We start from the raw sequence: 15,560 nt of genomic DNA on the forward strand, positions 1-15,560 counted from the left end.
TTCGAGTTCCACAATTGGAAGACTAATCCGAACGATCGTTTTCCGCCATATCTGTTTGCATTCGAGGACGACGGTTCCAGCCAATCGAGCCGATCTCCTCTTCAACCCAACAAGAGGACTTTCATCATGTCACGTTTGCAGAACAAGACGGCACTCATCACCGGCGGCACCAGCGGCATCGGTCTCGAAACCGCGCGCCAGTTCATCGCCGAAGGCGCAAGGGTCGCCGTCACCGGCACCAATCCGAAGAACATTGCCGAAGCACGCGCCGTCCTTGGCGAGACAGCTCTGATCATCGAGGCCGATGCCGGCAATGTCGCCGGCCAGGCCGCCGTCGCTGAAAAGATCCGCGCCGCCTTCGGCACGCTCGATATCCTGTTCGTCAATGCCGGCATCGCCAAGCTGCAGCCGATCGAACAGTGGGACGAGGCAAGCTTCGACCGCTCGCTCGCCATCAACCTCAAGGGTCCGTATTTCCTGATCCAGGCATTGTTGCCGGTCTTTTCGAAGCCGGCATCGATCGTGCTCAACACCTCGATCAACGCGCATATCGGCATGCCGACCTCAAGCGTCTATGCCTTGACCAAGGCGGGGCTGCTGTCGCTCGCCAAAACGCTTTCCGGCGAACTCATCGGCCGCGGCATCCGGGTCAACGCCGTCAGCCCCGGCCCGATCCGCACGCCGCTTCATGACGGCCATGCCCCGACGGTCGAGGAAAACAAGCAGGTCGTCGACGCGATCGCGGCACAGATCCCGCTTGGCCGCTTCGGCAACGCAAGCGAAATCGCCAAGGCGGTCGTCTTCCTCGCCTCCGACGAGGCTGCTTTCACTGTCGGCGCCGAACTGATCATCGATGGCGGGATGGCGACACTTTGAGTACGGCTCAACTCTAACGAACAGAACAGAAGCGCCGCGTGTTCAATCGGATGCGCGGCGCTTTCCGTCGTCTTCGGCCGGCCGTTGGCATCGCTGGTTGGGAGGAGTATATTTCTGCAATCTAATGGAATGCATCCAGTCGCAAGAAATCGACCTACAGCGCCGCGCGTCCAGACGCGCAAAGGTCGCTGTAGCACTTTGAATTGCTGCATGTTTTTGTCCTTTGGTCGGCTACGATGAAACGAACATGCAGTAGACCGAACACCGATCAGATCCCAGGAGGAGACGATGACGAGTGTGAGATGGATGATGAAGGGGCGTGAATTCATACATTGCAACTGCGCCTATGGCTGTCCTTGCCAGTTCAATGCATTGCCGACACAAGGCCATTGCAGCGCCGTCGGCGCCTTCGAGATCGAGGAAGGCTATCACGGCGATACGCGGCTCGATGGGCTTCGTGGCGGCCTGATCGCCGCCTGGCCGGGCGCCATCCACGAGGGGAGGGGGCAGGTTGTGCCGATCGTCGATAGCCGCGCCTCCGCCGAACAGCGCGGTGCGTTGCTGCGCATCATGAGCGGCGAGGATACGGAACCCGGCGCGACCTTCTTCCAGGTTTTTGCGACGACCTTCGAAACCATGCACGATCCTGTCTTTGCCGAGATCGATTTCGAGGTCGACGTCGGCGCGCGTACGGCGCGGCTGAATGTGCCTGGCTGGCTCGTCGCTCGCGGCGAACCGATCCTCAATCCGGTGACCGGCTCCCCCCATCAGGCGCGCATCAATCTCCCCCAGGGGTTCGAATACGACGTCTGCGAAGTCGGGCGCGGATGGGCCGATACGAAGGGGCCGCTGACCTTGGCACTGGCGGACTCGCATGCTCATTTCGCGCGCATGCACCTGACCGAAAGCGGCGTGATCCACTGACGTCGATGAAGGATACGGCGCTCGAAACCCTGCTCAGACGTGATCGCGCCATCGTTGTGGCAGCGCTGATTACGCTGACGGCGATCAGTTGGCTCTACATCCTGTGGCTGGCTTCGGCCATGGACATGACTGCGCCCCCAGCAGCCTCCGACACCATGGATATGGGTTCGGGCATGGACATGGAGATGCCCATGGACATGCCGATGAACATGCCCATGGAGGCGCAAGGGGGATCGATGACATCGATGGCGGCTGCGGCCGCCGGTCCCTGGACCGCCGCAACCTTCGCCTATGCCTTTGTCATGTGGGCTGTCATGATGATGGGTATGATGGTGCCGTCGGCTACGCCGATGATCCTGCTCTATGCCCGTGTCGGTCGGCAAGCGGCGCAGCAGGGCAAGCCCTTCGCCGCGACCGGCTTCTTCGCCGGCGGCTATCTGTTGGCCTGGACCCTGTTCGCGCTGATTGCCGTTCTCGCGCAATGGCTCCTGGATCAAGCCTTGCTGCTCACTCCGGCGCTCTCGAGCGCCAACCAAGCCTTGAGCGGTGCGGTCCTCGTCGCCGTGGGCCTGTTTCAGTGGACGTCGCTCAAGGATCGTTGCCTCAGGCAATGCCAGTCGCCGCTGCTATTCATCCAGAACCACGGCGGATTTCGTCGCGAGGCGGGTGCCGCCTTTGGCCTCGGTCTGCGACACGGCCTTTATTGCGTCGGCTGCTGCTGGGCGCTGATGGCGCTTCTGTTCGTCGGCGGGGTGATGAATGTGCTGTGGATCGCGGCGATCGCCATCTTCGTGCTTGCCGAAAAGGTGGTGCCCGGCGGCCGGCTCCTGTCCCGTGTCGCTGGGGTGGCGCTCGTCATCGCCGGGCTGTGGCAGCTTACGGCGATGAGCTGATGCAGGGGCGCCGCGCAACCGTCTCCGGCGCGCGGCGCTGAAGCAGCCCATGGCTGGAGCCTTAGTCGCTCAGCGTATCGAAGAAATCCTTCATCCGGGCGAAGAAGCCCGTCGATTCCGGATTGTTGTCCTTCGAGGAGATCTGCTCGAATTCCTGCAGCAGTTCGCGCTGACGCTTGGTCAGCTTCTGCGGCGTTTCGATCTGGATCTGGATGTAGAGGTCGCCGGACTGGGCCGAGCGCAGCACCGGCATGCCCTTGCCCTTGAGACGGAACTGCTTGCCCGCCTGGGTGCCCTCGGGAACCGTGACGCGCGACTTGGTGCCGTCGAGCGTGGTCACGTCGAACTTGCCGCCAAGGGCCGCCGTCGTCATCGAGATCGGCACGCTGCAATAGAGATCGGCGCCGTCGCGCTGGTAGAACTCATGCGGCCGGACCGAGAGGAAAATGTAGAGGTCGCCGGCCGGTCCGCCGCGGAGCCCCGCTTCGCCTTCGCCGGAGAGGCGGATACGCGTTCCGTCCTCGATGCCGGCCGGGATGTTGACCGAGAGCGTGCGCTCTTCGGTGACCCGGCCCTGGCCGTGGCACTTGCCGCAGGGATCGGTGATCGTCTGGCCGCGCCCGCCGCAGGTCGGGCAGGTGCGCTCGATCGAGAAGAAGCCCTGGGCCGCGCGCACACGGCCGGAGCCGTGACAGGTGCCGCAGGTCTTCGGGCTCGTGCCGGGCTTGGCGCCGGAGCCGCTGCAGACGTCGCAGGTGATCGAGGTTGGAACACGGATCTGCGCGGTCTTGCCTGAGAAAGCTTCTTCGAGCGAGATCTCCATGTTGTAGCGAAGATCGGCGCCGCGTTCGCGGCCGCCCGAGGAGCGCCGCTGACGTCCGCCACCCATCATCTCGCCGAAGATGTCCTCGAAAATGTCGGAGAACCCGCCGGCAGCGCCGCCGCCGAAGCCGTTGCCCATTCCGCCCTGCTCGAACGCCGCATGACCGTAGCGGTCGTAAGCGGCCCGCTTCTGCGGGTCCTTGAGCATCTCGTAGGCTTCGTTGATTTCCTTGAAGGTCTTCTCTGCTGCCGCGTCGCCGGGGTTCTTGTCCGGGTGATACTTCATCGCGAGTTTGCGGAAGGCGCTCTTCAGCTCCTTCTCATCGGCATTCTTGGCAACCCCAAGCGTTTCGTACAGATCACGTTTCATTCGTCGAAGACTGTCCTATTGACGAGGCGTACCAGCGCGAGGGCTCGGCGGCTGCCCGTTTACCTTGCCACCGATTTAGTAAACCTTGAAGCGCGATACCATAGCCCGAGCGGTGGTAGATGCGGTTTTTTGTCGGAAAAGTAACGTTTGCAGCGGGTCGCGGCACTTGTCGCCACTTTTGCCCGTCGCGCCGGGCTGTGCAGATAACAAAAAGCCCGGGGCGATCCCGGGCTTTTCGTCTGATCGAAGGGACGGATTAGGCCGAACGCTTGCGGTCGTCCTCGTCGTTGACTTCTTCGTAGTCGGCGTCGACGACATCGCCGTCGCGCGCTGCGTCTGCTGCGGCATCCGCATGAGCGGCTTCCGTCTGCTGCGCTTCGTAGATCGCCTGGCCGAGCTTCATGGAAACTTCCATCAGCGTGTTGGTCTTGGCCTTGATGTCTTCGGCGTCCGGCTCGGAGGCTTCGACGGCAGTCTTCAGCGCGGCAATCGCGTCGGAGATCGCCTTGCGGTCTGCTTCCGAAACCTTGTCGCCGTAATCCTTCAGCGACTTCTCGCTGGAGTGGATCAGGCTTTCGGCCTGGTTCTTGGCTTCGACGCCCTCGCGGCGCTTCTTGTCGGCCTCGGCATTGGCTTCGGCGTCCTTGACCATCTTCTCGATGTCGGCGTCGGAAAGACCGCCAGATGCCTGAATGCGGATCTGGTGCTCCTTGCCGGTGCCCTTGTCCTTGGCCGAAACCTGCACGATGCCGTTGGCGTCGATGTCGAAGGTGACTTCGATCTGCGGCATGCCGCGCGGTGCCGGCGGAATGCCGACGAGGTCGAACTGGCCGAGCAGTTTGTTGTCGGCGGCCATTTCGCGTTCGCCCTGGGAGACGCGGATCGTCACGGCCGACTGGTTGTCGTCGGCGGTCGAGAAGGTCTGCGACTTCTTGGTCGGGATCGTCGTGTTGCGTTCGATCAGGCGGGTGAAGACGCCGCCGAGCGTTTCGATGCCGAGCGACAGCGGGGTGACGTCGAGCAGGAGAACGTCCTTGACGTCGCCCTGCAGAACGCCGGCCTGAATGGCGGCGCCCATGGCAACCACTTCATCCGGGTTCACGCCCTTGTGCGGCTCCTTGCCGAACAGCTGCTTCACGGTTTCCTGAACCTTCGGCATGCGGCTCATGCCGCCGACGAGAACGACTTCGTCGATCTCGGCAGCCGAGACGCCGGCATCCTTGAGGGCGGCCTTGCACGGCGCAACGGTGCGCTGGATCAGGTCGTCGACAAGCGCTTCGAACTTGGCGCGGGTCAGCTTCATCGTCAGGTGCTTCGGACCGGAAGCATCAGCCGTGATGAACGGCAGGTTGATTTCGGTCTGCTGCGACGAGGAGAGCTCGATCTTGGCCTTTTCGGCAGCTTCCTTCAGGCGCTGAAGGGCGAGCTTGTCGTTCTTCAGGTCGATGCCCTGTTCCTTCTTGAACTCGCCGGCGAGGTACTGGACCAGACGCATGTCGAAGTCTTCGCCGCCGAGGAAGGTGTCGCCGTTGGTCGACTTCACTTCGAAGACGCCGTCGCCGATTTCGAGAACCGAGATGTCGAAGGTGCCGCCGCCAAGGTCATAAACGGCGATCGTCTTGCCGTCCTTCTTGTCGAGACCGTAGGCAAGAGCTGCCGCGGTCGGCTCGTTGATGATGCGCAGTACTTCGAGGCCAGCGATCTTGCCGGCATCCTTGGTTGCCTGGCGCTGAGCGTCGTTGAAGTAGGCCGGTACGGTGATGACGGCCTTTTCGACCTTTTCACCGAGATAGGATTCGGCCGTTTCCTTCATCTTCTGAAGGATCATGGCGGAGATCTGCGACGGGGAATAATCCGTGCCGTGCGCTTCGACCCAGGCGTCGCCATTGTCGGCCTTGATGATCTTGTAAGGAACCATGTCCTTGTCTTTTTGCGTGGTCGGGTCCTGGAAGGTCCGGCCGATCAGGCGCTTGATCGCAAAAAGCGTGTTTTCCGGATTGGTGACGGCCTGGCGCTTGGCCGGCTGGCCGACGAGACGTTCGCCGTCGTCGCTGAATGCCACCATCGAGGGGGTCGTGCGCGCACCCTCGGCGTTTTCGATCACCTTCGCGTCTTTTCCGTCCATGACGGCGACGCAGGAGTTGGTCGTTCCCAGGTCAATACCAATAACTTTAGCCATGTCGTTCTCTCCTTGCAGCGGACTGTCGGAACCCGGTCAGGCATTCGTAAGACAGCCCCTAACGGGATGGTCTCAGGATTTCTTCGCAGCCGAGACTGCGCCGATGCGGCGTATATAAGGACCGGCGTTTCGGACTGCAAGGCATTCTGCGGGGCGTTTGGGGGCAAATGCAAGTCCGGGATTTGCCTAGCCAGAAATGGGCTATCCGCGGCTGGTGAGAATGGCACCAGTCGCACGCTTGCCGCGCCGGTCGCGCCGGCTCAACCGCCGGTCAGAATGTCGAAGAGCGTAGTGCGGCGCGTGGCACCCGTCGTCTGGCCGACATCGGCCGGTGGTACGAGGCCGCCATTGCCGTGATCGGCGCTCTGTCCATCCCATTCGCCCCCCTGGTCTACTGGACGCTGCCCCACTGCGACCGCGCCATTGACCCCAACGGGGGCTTCCGGAAAGGCTTCCGGATCGCCGGAGAGCAAGTCGCCGGCCGGTGCGCCCACGCCTTCGTCGAAGACCGGCTGCACGCCCGTCGTGCCGAAGAGCGGTGAGGGCGAGAGGCCCTCATGGGCTGCCATCATGAAATCGTGCCAGGCCTTGGCGGGCAGGCCGCCGCCGGTGACCTTCTTCATCGACTTGCCGTCGTCATTGCCGAACCAGACGCCGGTCGTCAGGTTCGAGGTGTAGCCGACGAACAGCGCGTCGCGGAAGGATTGCGTCGTTCCGGTCTTGCCGGCCGCTTCCCAGCCCTTGAGCTGCGCCTTCTTGCCGGTGCCCTTGGTCAGCACCCGCACCATCATCTGGTTCATTTCGCTGACGATCGCCGGGTCGAGCACCCGCGGCGGGTTGTCGTAGGTGTTTTCGTAAAGCACCGTGCCATCGGCCTTGGAGATGCGGCGAATGACGTGCGGCGTCGCCTTGAAGCCGCCATTCATGAACGGGGCATAGGCCGACGTCAGTTCGACGAGGCTGACTTCGGATGTGCCGAGCGCGATCGAGGCATTGGCCTGCATCTCGGAATCGATGCCGAGGCGATGGGCGACCTTGACGACGTTCTGCGGCCCGACCTCCATCACCAGCTGCGCGGCGATGGTGTTCAGCGAATTGGCGAGCGCATCGGCGATCGTTACCTCGCCGCGATATTTCTGGTCGTAATTCTCGGGCGTCCAGTTGCCGATCCGGACCGGACCGTCGTTGCGGATCGACATCGGCGTGCGGCCGATCTCGAGTGCCGCGGCATAGACGAAGGGCTTGAAGGCGGAGCCCGGCTGACGCTTGGCCTTGGAGGCCCGGTCGAACTGGCTCTCGGCATAGTCCTTGCCGCCGACGAGCGCCCGGATGGCGCCGGTGCCGTCGATCGAGACGAGTGCTGCCTGCGAAGCGTCGAGCTTCTTGCCGTCGGCGTCCAGCGTGGCAGCAATCACCTCCTCGGCCTTCTTCTCGAGATTGAGGTCGATCGTCGTGTCGATGATGAGATCTTCCTTGATCTCGCCGATCATGCCGGGAAGCTGGTCCATCACCATGTCGGCGACGTAGTGTTCGGCGCCGGACCAGTAGCTCTTGGCCTTGGTCGGAGTCTGCGACATCGCCGTCTTGATCTCGCTGTCGGTGACGTAGCCTTCTTCGCGCATGGCGCCGAGCACGACCTGGGCGCGCTCTTCCGCAGCCTTCGGGTCACGCGCCGGCGAAAGGCGGGACGGCGCTTTCAAAAGGCCGGCGAGCAATGCCGCCTCGCCGAGGTTCACGTCGCGCGCCGATTTGTTGAAATAGCGCCGCGATGCCGCCTCCACGCCATAGGCATTGGAGCCGAAGAACACCCGGTTGAGATACATCGCCAGGATCTGGTCCTTGGAATATTTCTTCTCGAGCCAGAAGGCGAGCAGCACCTCCTGCACCTTGCGCTCGAGCGTGCGCTCCGGCGACAGGAACAGGTTCTTGGCAAGCTGCTGCGTCAAGGTCGAGCCACCCTGCACCATGCGCCCGGTGGTGAGGTTCGTCAGCATGGCGCGGGCGAGACCCAGCGGATCGATGCCGAAATGCGAATAGAAGCGGCGGTCCTCGATGGCGATGACCGCCTGCGGAATATAGGGCGACATGTTTTCCAGCGACAACGCTTCGCCGCCGGTGGTGCCGCGATTGGCGATGACGTCGCCACTGACCGCAAGGATCTTGACGTTCGGCGGTCGCTCGGGGATCGACCAGCTCTCGGCGCTCGGCATGCGCGCGCCGTAGTAGAGCACCAGGCCGCCGACGCCCATGGCGCCCCAGATGCCGAGCACGATACACCAGTAGAACAGCGTGCGGACAAGGCCAATGAAGCCGCCGCCGCCAGAGTTGCGCCGTGCGCTGCCGCGCTTGCCGGCTGACTTCTTCTTGCTACTGCCCTTCTTGCCGGTGCCCGAAGATTTGTTGCGGGGCGCCTTGCGGCTGCTGGTCACACGATCGCTGGCCTCGACGCGAAAATCGTCATCATCGTCTTCGTTTCCGCCGAACGATGGCTCGATCCGCTGTCCTGACCTGCCGTTTGTTGCCATGCCGTTTGGATTTGTCCCTCTGCCGTCTGCGGGGCCGATTGGCTCAATCACGACGGTGACTTCGATCTCGACGGCGGTACCGGCGCTCTGCGCTCATCCGCCACGGCGACCGGGTGAACTTTAAATACGGCAATTTAAGGGGGAGTTAAGAAGCGGATCGTGAAATACGCATGGTGTTCAACAGCTTGCGTTTAAGCGATGCGCTGCGCGTGGCAGGGTGAGACGTCCACTCCGTTGTGCTGACGAGCCCAATAGGGTCGCAACTACTGGATGGAGCTGCGCAGCGGGGTATCTTCGACCGCCACGTTCGATGCGGCAGCACCGGGCTCGGTAAAGTCGTAGAGCCATTGGCTATAGGGAAGCCGAAACAGAACCCGTTTCCCCAGGTGGTTCATCGCCACGTCCTCGCAGTCCTTCGCCGGGTAGGCCTGTCGGCCGCACATGGCGCGCGGGCTGTCCACCAGGCGGTAGCCGTGCCCTTGATAAACGAGCGCAGTCATCGCTCTTAACTTGAAGGAGCCCGGTGGCAGCACGACGAGGCGCAGGCTGGCGATCCATGTGGCGAGGATCAGGACAACGATGATTGCGGTGGGGACCTGGAGCAATAATTTCATCTGAAAGCCTGCAATTATGGAGAGTAAATATACTTCTTCTAATATTGCTGGTCGTATATCAGAAAAGCTGAAGTAGAGTAAAAAGCTATCAAGGGTTGTGGTTTCCGGCCGGTTACCGCGCCATGCGTGGGCTCTCGCGCGTCGGCCCCGGCGACGAGTTGTTCCCTGGCTCAGGCTCGGATGAGCGGGTCAAGATGGCTCGACCTGCCGCTTCGCCTCACAATTTTGTGCAATGCAAAAATCACGTCTTGAAATTGCTGCGACGCACGATTATTATATGACTTATCGAAGCGCTGCACCTCCTCCCGCGGCGCCCGATGCGGATCGGTGGCACTCCTCCTCCCAGTCACCGATCAAGTTCGAGAGCCCCGTGTACCTCCTCCCACACGGGGCTCTTTTCATGTCTCGAATACGGCCGTGTTTCCTTGTATGTGGCACTTGTCGTGCGCAGTTGGCGGCGCGGCGGGTTCTCGCAGGTATCGGCGCGCCATGACGTCCACCGTCTCACAGGCTTCCAAGGCAAACGGCTACATCTTCACGCTTCTGGCGATCGTCATCTTTTCGATCCAGGACGGCATCTCCAAGCATCTGGGCGCGATCTATCCGCCGGTCTTCGTCGCGATGATCCGCTATTGGGCCTTTGCGCTTTTCGCGATTGCGCTGGCTGCGCGTACCAAGGAGGGCCTGAAGTTCACGGCGACAACCAGGAGGCCGTGGCTTCAGATCGTGCGCGGCGTGTTGCTGCCCACCCAGATCGTCATGGTGATCACGTCTTTCACCTGGGTCGGGCTTGCCCATTCGCAAGCGATCCTGGCCGCGACGCCTCTGTTCGTTGCCCTCCTGTCCATGCCGCTTCTCGGCGAGCGCGTCGGTTGGCGGCGCTGGCTGGCAATCTCCGCGGGTCTCGGCGGCGTGCTTCTGATTCTGAAACCCGCAGACGGCCTTTTCGACCGGACCTTCCTCTTGCCGCTCGGGGCGGCTCTGCTGTTTGCGCTTTATGTCATCGTCACGCGGCTCGTCAGCCGGCAGGATTCGGCGATGACCAGCTTCTTCTACACCGGCGTCGTCGGTGCTGCCGCGATCAGCCTAGTCGGTCCGTTCTTCTGGGTCACGCTCGCGCCGGCGGACTGGGGCTGGATGTTGCTGCTCTGCGTCACCGGATCCTCCAGCCACTACTTCCTCATCCGCGCCTATGAGGTACTGGATGCGGTGGCCGTTCAGCCACTCACCTACCTGCAGCTCGTCTTTGCCTCGATCATGGGCGTGACGATTTTCAGCGAGACGCTGACGGTCAACATGATCGTCGGCTCCGTGCTGGTGGTCGCAGCCGGCATCTTCACCGTGTGGCGCGAGCGCGTCGTCGCCCGCCGCCGTGCCGGCTTGCCACCGGCCTGAGCTCAGCGCCGCGCGTCGGACGGTTTAAGGAAACATGAGGGAAGCGAATCCTGCTATGGCTTCGCCTTATTGTTGTGCTCGGCTGCCGCACGACAAAAGGAGGATTGCATGAAGCTTCGATCCACCGTCTTCGCCCTCGGCGCATTTGCAGCGTTGAACGGCGAGGCTCTGGCACAGGAAGGCGTCGCCTATGTCGACGACCGCTCCGATGGGGCAGCTCTCGTCCGTTCGCTCTACAATGCCATCAACCGCAAGGAATATGCCCGCGCCTACGGCTATTTCGGTGAATCGAAGCCCGTCGGCGGCTTCAAGTCCTTCAGCCGCGGCTATGATCGCACAGTGTCGGTCGAGGTGAAGATCGGCAAGGTGAAAACGGAGGCTGGCGCCGGCAGCATCTATTCGGCGGTTCCGGTTGCGGTGAAGTCTATCGAGAAGCCCGCGCGGGTACGGTTCTTCGCTGGCTGCTACGTCACGCGCATCATCAACCCGTCGCTACAGGTGCCGCCCTTCACGCCCTACCAGGTCGAAGCGGCGCGGCTTAAGGAAGTGAAAGGGCCGCTCGAGCAGGCGCTGCCGACGGTCTGCAACGCGCCCTGATGTGGGTCGAGGGAAGCGTGTAGTTTCCCCCGCGCCGCAATTCCAGCCCCTTAGGGAAGGTCGGTCCCTCCCGGGGGAAGGCGTTGTGCCAAGAAGCGTGCTCGCTCGAAGACGAGGATCACCACCAATGCCAGGACAAACGGGATGACCAGGTAGAGCAGGCGGAAGATGGCCAGCGCCGCCAGAACGTCGGCCGGGTCCATCTCCGGCAGCGCGGCGATGAAAATCAGCTCAAGCACGCCGAGCCCGCCCGGTGCATGCGAGAGCAGCGCCGCCGAGAACGAGGCGAGGAAGATCCCGAGGATGACGATATAGCCCGGGTTTCCGGCTTCCGGCAGTGCGAAATAGATGATCCCGGCAGCGCCGATCAGTTCCACGGGCGCGATCACCAATTGCCGGGACACGATCCTCGGCTTCGGATAGTGCAGCTGGAACCATCGCGTGCGGAACGATGGAAGCCCCACGAGGCTGCCGACGACATAGAGCCCGATGACGACGAGGATGAGCACGCCGGTCGTCAGCGACATTTCCACCGGCAGGAATTCGGCGAAGCGCTCGATGATGTCGGGTCGCACCAGGAGGACGATGGCCGAAAGCACCAGTGTTCCGAGCGTGAAGGTGAAGGAGCAGAAGGCGACGAGCACGCCGACTTCACCTGGAGAAAGCCCCTTGGAGCGATAGGCCCTGTAGCGCACGACCGCGCCGGAAAAGACCGAGGCGCCGAGATTGTGCGACAGCGCATAGGTCGTGAACGAGCAGAGCGTGATGAACCAGATCGAGATGCGGTGGCCGAGATGGTCGAGCGCTAGCCGGTCGTAAGCCGCAAGCGCCGCATAGGCGACCAGTGTCGAGCAGATCGCCAACAGCCAGCTTTTAAGCGAGATCGCGTTGAAGCTTGCGAGGAACTCGTCGAGCGAAAGACCGCGGAGCTCGTGATAAAGCGCATTCACCGAAAAGAGGATCGCGAGAAGGCCGACAACGGGCCAGAAGTAGGTCTGCAGCCTCTTCATACAGGCGCCGCGATCGATGTGAGGAAATGGCCAAGGCGTTCTGAGGACACTTCTGCTGCAGCTGCCGGAGTGGTTCTCCGAGCGGAGACATCCTGTTTTCCAAGCTGCTTTGTCGTAGCGTCACGCCCGCAGCGCGACGCTTCGGTCCTTACCCTTGCCAATGATCCGATTTCCCTTTGTGATTTGTTTCACAAAAAGGAAGCACCTGAGACCCCTGAGGTCAAGGATTGAGGGTCTGCCGAAAACGGAGAAACCGCCGGGAAACGGTGAAGGGGACACGGTAAAACGTGGACATCGCGTCGATCGTTTGGAAATGCGCGCGCGTCGGTTGGTGCACTGCGCGTGAGGGCTGCGCGATTGGCGCGTGTGCAACCGCAGTCCAGAGCCGCGGCGAAGCATTTCGCCGCGGCTCTGATGATGTCAAGCGGCGAGCGCGTCCAGGATACGGATCCAGGAGCGGATGCCCTTGTGGTAGGACTGCAGTTCGTATTTCTCGTTCGGCGAATGGATCCGGTCGTCGGAGAGGCCGAAGCCGACCAGCAGCGATTCCATGCCGAGCATCTTCTGGAAGTCGCCGACGATCGGGATCGAGCCACCCATGCCGATGATGACGGCCGGCTTCGGCCATTCGTCGGAAAGCGCCACCTTCGCGGTGTTGAGCAGCGGCGATTCGTAAGGAAGGTGGATCGCCGGCGAACCGCCATGGGCGTGGAACTCGACCGAGCAATCGGCCGGAACCTTGGAGCGGACATAGGCGCGGAACGCCTCGCGGATCTTTTCCGGGTTCTGGTTGCCGACGAGGCGGAAGGAAACCTTCGCCGAAGCCTCGGCCGCAATCACCGTCTTGAAGCCTTCGCCGGTATAGCCGCCGGTGATGCCGTTGACTTCCGCGGTCGGGCGCGCCCAAGTCAGTTCCAGCACCGAGCGGTTCTTTTCGCCCGACGGGATCGACAGGCCGATTTCGCCGAGGAACTTCTCCGCCGTCTGGCCGAGCGTTTCCCAGGCCGCCTTGATCTGGGCCGGGGTCTCTTCGACGCCTTCGTAGAAGCCGGGGAGCGTCACGCGGCTGTTCTCGTCGTGCAGGCCAGCGAGAATGGTGGTGAGGATGCGGATCGGGTTGGCAGCGGCGCCGCCGAAGTAACCGGAATGCAGGTCGCGGTCGGCCGCCTTGACGATGACCTCCTCGCCGACGAGGCCGCGCAAGCCCGCGGAGATGGCCGGCGTATCGTGGTCCCACATGCTGGTGTCGCAGACCAGCGCATAATCGGCCTTGAGCTCGGCGGCATTGGCTTCCAGGAACGGCTTCAGCGACGGCGAGCCGGATTCCTCTTCACCTTCGAACAGAATGGTGACGCGGCAGGGCAGTCCACCATGCACGTCCTTGTAGGCGCGTACCGCCTCGACGAAGGTCAAGAGCTGCCCCTTGTCGTCGGCCGTGCCGCGACCGGTGATCACCTTGCGGCCGGGTTCGATTTCCTTGATGCCCGGCTCGAACGGGTCCGTGTCCCAGAGATTGAGCGGATCGACCGGCTGGACGTCGTAGTGACCGTAGAACAGCACATGCGGCGCATCAGGCTTGGCAGCATCGTGATGGGCGACGACCATGGGATGGCCGGGGGTGTCGCGCACCGAGGCGGTGAAGCCGAGGCCGTTGAGTTCCGCCACCAGCCATTCGGCTGCCTTGCGGCATTCCGCCTTGAAGGCCGGTTCGGTGGAGATCGACTTGATCCGAACGAGATCGAACAGCCGGTCGAGGCTGTCAGGCAGGTTGGCGTCTGCGCGTTCGAGAACGGGGGTGATGTCTGCCATCATGCATATCCTTGCTTCAAGTTTTGCCGGAACCTACTGCATCAATCGCCAAACCGAAATCGATTTGCGCACGAAATCCGTGGGGACGTTCTACTGCATGTCTCCTTTCGACTTCGGTTTGAGGACAAAGACATGCAGCAAATCAAAGTTCTACAGCGACCTTTGCGCGTCTGATAAGACGGGCGGCGCTGTAGAGCGGCAGCGACTGACGAGCATTCGACGCTGCGCCTTCAGACACGCAAAGGCGCTGGACGCGCTCGCTCTGGTTTTAGAGCCTAAGGTCATTCGCTTTAAGCCAAATATTTTGATGGATCGATCAGGGGAGGTGCGAAGCTTCAGGCGCGGCCGTCGCCACGCGCCACGCTGGCAAGCGCCATGCGCATATATTCGAGCATCAGCTCGCGCTCGAAGTTCCTGAGGCCGGAAAGCAGCGACTGGTCTGCGGCAAGGGCTGCTTCCTTGGCGGCTGCCTCCATCTCCTTTGCCCGTTCGGTCAGGAAGATCTGCTGCGAGCGCTTGTCCTGAGGGTGCTTGCGCCTGATGATGAGCCCGTCGCGCTCCATGCGGGAGAGCGTGTTGGCCATCGTCGCCTGCTCGATGTCGAGGCGATCGAGCAGTTGCTTCTGCGTCAGGCCTTCCTCGGCCCAAAGCTCGAGCAGAATGGGAAACTGACCGGGTGCGAAACCAAGCTTCTGGCCGCGCTCGTGAAGCGCGCGCGAAAAGCTCTTCGCCAGCAGGCTGGCCAGATAGGTCGCAGATTCCATCCGATTGAAGGCCATGCCTATCGGTACGCCCGAAGCGCCATGATGACAAGTTACAATGCAGGCGATGAACCTTGGGAAGCGCTGAGCTCACTTCGATTTGAGCGGACTTTATCAAAAGCCTTGGTGCCAAACAAAAAACCGTCACGGCGCGGAGGCGGCGCCGTGACGGCTTCTTGAAAACGGGACAAAGGCCCGGAGAGGGGGATAAGGCCTTTGTCCTCATCTGGTGCGGGCGGGGGACAGGCCAATCACCAGAAGACGGCATCACTCGGTGCCGTTGACTAAGATTTGAGGAGTCAAATGTGGCTTTTCAAGGATAGGCAGTACGAATCGGACATTACAAATACGTAACGTTTCCGTGAAAGCTCACGCACCTCTCAGCGATCCGTCGAGGCCCGGTTTCGCAAGGCGAAAATGAGTTCCACAACGCCGATCGCCATTGCAACCATCATCGCCGTTTTTGCCATTTCGCCAGCTGTTTGATCTGGCGTGATCGATATGACGACAATGAAGGCAACGTTGAGTGCGGCACGGGCTACTGCATACTCCACCTTCTGCCAAACCGGCCAAGGTGTACCGTCCGCTCGTCTGAAATGGGTATCGAGGCCCGCCGTTGCGAGCAGATAGATGGGTGCGAAAGCCGTCTTGATAACGATAAGGAATGTCGGATCGGCCGACAGGAGCCAGGAAATGAGGAAGCAAAAGACGGCAAAGCCTGAGAGAAGGAGATATTGTTGCAGGGCGTAACGCACGTCATGCGGCATGGCTGGCCTCCTCTGTGG

At 61.9% G+C, this 15,560-nt stretch carries 13 protein-coding genes; 5 read left to right on the forward strand and 8 right to left on the reverse strand.

Going from position 1 to position 15,560, the window contains the following annotated elements; genetic code table 11:
* Positions 1–126 precede the first annotated feature (126 nt).
* From V7S54_RS23940 to V7S54_RS23950, 3 genes are all read left to right on the forward strand, one after another.
* Positions 127–876, forward strand: coding sequence for an SDR family oxidoreductase (locus tag V7S54_RS23940; protein ID WP_065372008.1), 750 nt, complete (start codon positions 127–129; stop codon positions 874–876).
* Between the two features lie 288 nt (positions 877–1,164).
* The gene (locus tag V7S54_RS23945; RefSeq protein WP_065372009.1) at positions 1,165–1,800 is read left to right on the forward strand and encodes a DUF1326 domain-containing protein; all 636 of its coding nucleotides are present in this window, start codon (positions 1,165–1,167) and stop codon (positions 1,798–1,800) included.
* Between the two features lie 5 nt (positions 1,801–1,805).
* Entirely contained in the window at positions 1,806–2,693 is an 888-nt protein-coding gene (locus V7S54_RS23950; protein WP_065372010.1) for a DUF2182 domain-containing protein, read from the forward strand.
* A gap of 61 nt (positions 2,694–2,754) precedes the next feature.
* Here the strand turns inward: V7S54_RS23950 and dnaJ are convergent, their stop codons facing one another.
* The 4 genes from dnaJ to V7S54_RS23970 form a co-directional block, all read right to left on the reverse strand.
* Positions 2,755–3,885: a molecular chaperone DnaJ gene (gene dnaJ, locus V7S54_RS23955; RefSeq protein ID WP_065372011.1), complete on the reverse strand. Its 1,131-nt coding sequence runs from the start codon at positions 3,883–3,885 to the stop codon at positions 2,755–2,757.
* Between the two features lie 256 nt (positions 3,886–4,141).
* Positions 4,142–6,064 carry a molecular chaperone DnaK gene (dnaK, locus tag V7S54_RS23960; RefSeq protein WP_065372012.1) on the reverse strand — a complete coding sequence of 641 codons (1,923 nt, stop codon included), beginning with the start codon at positions 6,062–6,064 and terminating at the stop codon, positions 4,142–4,144.
* 260 nt (positions 6,065–6,324) lie between these two features.
* A complete protein-coding gene (locus V7S54_RS23965; protein ID WP_336408980.1) occupies positions 6,325–8,589 on the reverse strand; it encodes a transglycosylase domain-containing protein in 2,265 nt (754 codons plus the stop codon).
* Positions 8,590–8,852: 263 nt separating this feature from the next.
* Entirely contained in the window at positions 8,853–9,203 is a 351-nt protein-coding gene (locus V7S54_RS23970; RefSeq protein ID WP_065372014.1) for a hypothetical protein, read from the reverse strand.
* A gap of 489 nt (positions 9,204–9,692) precedes the next feature.
* Between V7S54_RS23970 and V7S54_RS23975 the strand changes: the two genes are divergently transcribed.
* Positions 9,693–10,598, forward strand: a complete 906-nt coding sequence (locus tag V7S54_RS23975; protein ID WP_065372015.1) for a DMT family transporter — start codon at positions 9,693–9,695, stop codon at positions 10,596–10,598.
* Positions 10,599–10,706: 108 nt separating this feature from the next.
* Positions 10,707–11,195, forward strand: coding sequence for a hypothetical protein (locus tag V7S54_RS23980; protein WP_065372016.1), 489 nt, complete (start codon positions 10,707–10,709; stop codon positions 11,193–11,195).
* A gap of 50 nt (positions 11,196–11,245) precedes the next feature.
* Here the strand turns inward: V7S54_RS23980 and V7S54_RS23985 are convergent, their stop codons facing one another.
* The 4 genes from V7S54_RS23985 to V7S54_RS24000 all read right to left on the reverse strand — a co-directional run bounded on the left by V7S54_RS23985 (position 11,246) and on the right by V7S54_RS24000 (position 15,542).
* On the reverse strand, positions 11,246–12,205 hold the full coding sequence (locus V7S54_RS23985; RefSeq protein ID WP_065372017.1) for a lysylphosphatidylglycerol synthase transmembrane domain-containing protein: 960 nt from the start codon (positions 12,203–12,205) through the stop codon (positions 11,246–11,248).
* Positions 12,206–12,625: 420 nt separating this feature from the next.
* Positions 12,626–14,017, reverse strand: coding sequence for a M20/M25/M40 family metallo-hydrolase (locus V7S54_RS23990; RefSeq protein ID WP_336408979.1), 1,392 nt, complete (start codon positions 14,015–14,017; stop codon positions 12,626–12,628).
* A 332-nt stretch (positions 14,018–14,349) separates the two neighbouring features.
* Complete coding sequence (locus tag V7S54_RS23995) at positions 14,350–14,793, reverse strand: MarR family winged helix-turn-helix transcriptional regulator (protein WP_058326159.1); 444 nt, start codon at positions 14,791–14,793, stop codon at positions 14,350–14,352.
* A gap of 362 nt (positions 14,794–15,155) precedes the next feature.
* Positions 15,156–15,542 carry a hypothetical protein gene (locus tag V7S54_RS24000; protein WP_065372019.1) on the reverse strand — a complete coding sequence of 129 codons (387 nt, stop codon included), beginning with the start codon at positions 15,540–15,542 and terminating at the stop codon, positions 15,156–15,158.
* Positions 15,543–15,560 lie beyond the last annotated feature (18 nt).

The organism is Ensifer sp. CCNWLY38, assembly GCF_037120565.1.
In the GTDB taxonomy this organism is placed as follows: domain Bacteria; phylum Pseudomonadota; class Alphaproteobacteria; order Rhizobiales; family Rhizobiaceae; genus Ensifer; species Ensifer adhaerens_H.

Coding starts and splice junctions, on each gene's coding strand:
- V7S54_RS23965 (WP_336408980.1), bottom strand. CDS start 8,589: ATGGCAACAAACGGCAGGTCAGGACAGCGGATCGAGCCATCGTTCGGC.
- V7S54_RS23975 (WP_065372015.1), top strand. CDS start 9,693: ATGACGTCCACCGTCTCACAGGCTTCCAAGGCAAACGGCTACATCTTC.
- dnaK (WP_065372012.1), bottom strand. CDS start 6,064: ATGGCTAAAGTTATTGGTATTGACCTGGGAACGACCAACTCCTGCGTC.
- V7S54_RS23945 (WP_065372009.1), top strand. CDS start 1,165: ATGACGAGTGTGAGATGGATGATGAAGGGGCGTGAATTCATACATTGC.
- V7S54_RS23950 (WP_065372010.1), top strand. CDS start 1,806: ATGAAGGATACGGCGCTCGAAACCCTGCTCAGACGTGATCGCGCCATC.
- V7S54_RS23970 (WP_065372014.1), bottom strand. CDS start 9,203: ATGAAATTATTGCTCCAGGTCCCCACCGCAATCATCGTTGTCCTGATC.
- V7S54_RS23940 (WP_065372008.1), top strand. CDS start 127: ATGTCACGTTTGCAGAACAAGACGGCACTCATCACCGGCGGCACCAGC.
- dnaJ (WP_065372011.1), bottom strand. CDS start 3,885: ATGAAACGTGATCTGTACGAAACGCTTGGGGTTGCCAAGAATGCCGAT.
- V7S54_RS23985 (WP_065372017.1), bottom strand. CDS start 12,205: ATGAAGAGGCTGCAGACCTACTTCTGGCCCGTTGTCGGCCTTCTCGCG.
- V7S54_RS24000 (WP_065372019.1), bottom strand. CDS start 15,542: ATGCCGCATGACGTGCGTTACGCCCTGCAACAATATCTCCTTCTCTCA.
- V7S54_RS23990 (WP_336408979.1), bottom strand. CDS start 14,017: ATGATGGCAGACATCACCCCCGTTCTCGAACGCGCAGACGCCAACCTG.
- V7S54_RS23995 (WP_058326159.1), bottom strand. CDS start 14,793: ATGGCCTTCAATCGGATGGAATCTGCGACCTATCTGGCCAGCCTGCTG.
- V7S54_RS23980 (WP_065372016.1), top strand. CDS start 10,707: ATGAAGCTTCGATCCACCGTCTTCGCCCTCGGCGCATTTGCAGCGTTG.